1 protein-coding gene is annotated in these 620 nt (G+C 40.5%); it reads right to left on the reverse strand.

What is annotated here, in order from left to right:
* Positions 1-596, reverse strand: a 596-nt coding sequence (locus ACFSR0_RS08055; protein WP_379981675.1) for a transposase, incomplete at its 3' end; no start/stop codon positions are given.
* Positions 597-620 lie beyond the last annotated feature (24 nt).

Here is a 620-nt window from a genome sequence, read left to right on the forward strand (position 1 = left end):
GAGGTATAAACGTTACCTGGGCGTAATTCTGCGCCAAGAAACATTCCGGTTAAGCCATCAAAAGCGACAAGAGGATGATAGCCGTTAGTCTGATAGTGATTGTTGAAATCTGCGCTTTCTTGATTTCCGTATGTGTCCGAATGAGTAGAATCAAGATCAATCACCATGTCTTGGATGTTATTTTGAGCGATCTGCATATCTGCCAACTGCTGGGCCACCTGCATAAACTGAGGGATAGTTTCTTTTGTGATTGCTTGGAAAAAGCGACTAATCGTTGGTTGTGATGCCAGAGTGTTTTTGTTGGAAAAGATAGTTTTGAAGATCGGGTCTAGTCGTAATCGATTCGCTGCGACATCTTTTGAGTAGCCAGCGATATGCTGTAAAAGTAGTTGCTCTATTATATCGTTATACGTATGATCTGGGTTTTTTCGGCTGTCAGTTAGTTTTACCTGCTCTTCAAGTATGCTTGAAAACCCAATCCGGTTCATAAACTCTTTTATCAGAACAAGACCGCTATCTGAAGAAATTTTGCCACCATCGTTGGCAAGTGTAATATTTTTATTGAAAGTTAGTTGTTTGTGTTGTAAAGTCGACATATGGGCACTCCTTGCTTGTATTGT

Source organism: Enterococcus camelliae, from assembly GCF_042685105.1.
Taxonomy (GTDB): domain Bacteria; phylum Bacillota; class Bacilli; order Lactobacillales; family Enterococcaceae; genus Enterococcus_G; species Enterococcus_G camelliae.